This window comes from Duganella lactea (genome assembly GCF_009857505.1).
Lineage (GTDB): Bacteria > Pseudomonadota > Gammaproteobacteria > Burkholderiales > Burkholderiaceae_D > Rugamonas > Rugamonas lactea.
Genome location: NZ_WWCP01000082.1, coordinates 1 through 1,959, shown reverse-complemented (window position 1 = coordinate 1,959; position 1,959 = coordinate 1). Strand labels below are relative to the sequence as shown.

3 protein-coding genes and 1 rRNA gene are annotated in these 1,959 nt (G+C 49.4%); 2 read left to right on the top strand and 2 right to left on the bottom strand.

Annotated elements, in window-relative coordinates; translation table 11 throughout:
• A 5S ribosomal RNA gene (rrf, locus tag GTP44_RS28430) occupies window positions 1-93 on the top strand; the annotation flags it as partial.
• Window positions 94-319: 226 nt separating this feature from the next.
• On the opposite strand, the gene GTP44_RS26725 is transcribed toward rrf, so the two are convergent.
• Window positions 320-589, bottom strand: a complete 270-nt coding sequence (locus GTP44_RS26725; RefSeq protein ID WP_161021796.1) for a helix-turn-helix transcriptional regulator — start codon at window positions 587-589, stop codon at window positions 320-322.
• 128 nt (window positions 590-717) lie between these two features.
• Entirely contained in the window at window positions 718-1,440 is a 723-nt protein-coding gene (locus GTP44_RS26720) for a hypothetical protein (protein WP_161021795.1), read from the bottom strand.
• A gap of 147 nt (window positions 1,441-1,587) precedes the next feature.
• Here GTP44_RS26720 and GTP44_RS26715 point away from each other — a divergent pair, with 147 nt between their 5' ends.
• Window positions 1,588-1,866, top strand: a complete 279-nt coding sequence (locus GTP44_RS26715) for a hypothetical protein (RefSeq protein ID WP_161021794.1) — start codon at window positions 1,588-1,590, stop codon at window positions 1,864-1,866.
• The last annotated feature ends 93 nt before the right edge of the window (window positions 1,867-1,959 follow it).

Sequence of the window (1,959 nt, the reverse complement as noted above, 5' to 3'; positions counted from 1 at the left end):
GGTCCCACCCCTTCCCATCCCGAACAGGACCGTGAAACGACTCTACGCCGATGATAGTGCTGCAACCAGTGTGAAAGTAGGTTATCGTCAAGCTAGTTATTTAGAAAAAGCCCGCTCAGTTTATCTGTGCGGGCTTTTTCGCATTCTGACAGACTGAAAAAAAGCCCCTTGCGGGGCTTTCTTGCTTAGAAGCGCCATGATGTAGCTGGCTCCCCCCCTCCGAAAATGCACCGGCCCCCAATGTCGCTGCGTTAGCGAAGCGCATTGGGTCGCAGCACTGGTCATCGCTCATAATGCCTGACAAAGTGGCGTTAGCCACTCAATCTTCATCAGTGAAGATTTCCCTTAACTGGTCCTCAGTTGGTCGGGGCGAGACTGACAGTACGTGCAACTGAAGACCCAGCGCCCCGAGAACTCGCAATAAGCGGCGCACGCTGGTATCGTTGCGACCGCGCTCCAAATCGATCAGCGAACGTCGGCTGACCGACGCATAGTCCGCGAGTTCCTGCTGCGTCAGGTTTTTCTCATGGCGTTTTTGGGCAATAATTTTCCCGATTTTAATGGCGTCCATATGTGCAGGATACTGCACATTAGTCTCTCCAGCTAACGGAATGTGCGATATGTTGCACATTTTACGGCTTGGACTATAACCGCCAGACGCCTATGCCCATGGACGGCGTCAGATGCACATTAACACCGGGCAGAGTCGTACAAGCCTCAGCCTACAGAATTCCCGCCAACTGCGCGAATGCTTGGCCACAAGAAGTCGATAAGCTGCACGGTTAGTTTAGCGACGCCGATGCGCTGCTCAAGCTCTGCTAAATACCCATCAATCTTCGCTTCATCGAAGTGGCCTCCAATGTAGATGACTCCATTGGGCCCTAGCTCCATTCTGTACGCCATTGCAACAACTCCAGCATGGCTATGCTGGTGATACATCGCTATCGTTGACTTTAACTGTTCGGCCCCCTCCATATTTAAGCCAAGCCGTTCGAAGTTCTTTACGAATTGCCTCGCAGCGAAATTACCTTCAGCCTCTTTTGCTTGTTCTTCCACCATTTTCCAGTAATTACATTCTTTGTCGCCGATGGAAAGCGTACCTTGATATGCGCACATCACTGCCATACAAACGCCTTCAATCGCCTGCCTAAGCAAATTGCCCGACGCGGTAAGTTTTCCAGTAAGCAGTAACTTCATTGAAGTCACGAGATCATCAAGTATGCCGTGAACAAAGCCACAGACTAAGGCTGTTTGGACACAGTGCTGACCATCGTCGGAGAATTGAGGGAACCGCGCGAACGCCGGTGATATGGCTTCTGCGAACGCGACAGCTTGCCCTGAAAATCGAGTTCGAAACTCAGTTCTTACATATTCGTCAGGGTCGAACAGCTCATTGATCACAACCTCAGCCCTGCTGAAATCAAGGATCGGGACAGTCATGGCATCAATCTCCTTCACTCAAACAGTTGTTAATAGACCATGTAAACTTTACAGTCCCGCGCAGCGATCAGTGGAGTACCATCTTCCTGCATCATGAACACGGTTTTGATCACATTACACCTCACATATCGACAAAGGAAGATTTGTATGACCATACCCGAAGTATCTCGCAGTGTAATGGACGAGTTTGAAGAAATTGTACTGAGCCATACTAGCGCTCATCGGCATGATCAATTCGCCAAAATTCTATGTATCGCGGTTGTTGGCTATATTTGTTATTCGATGTTTAACAGCGTGCTAATATCGCTAGTACTCATTGCATACGGTGCTAAAATTTTGTACAAAAAGCCCGATCTTACAGTTGATGTTTCCTATGACGAGGTCAAGCAACTTATAGTGGACCCCGAATTTGAGACGGTGGTTTAAGCTGTTGTCCGTGAAAGGATGATAGCGCATGAGTGAAGGCAAAAAACGCAGGGTGCATACGGCGGAGTTCAAGGCCAAGGTCGGCCTGGAGGC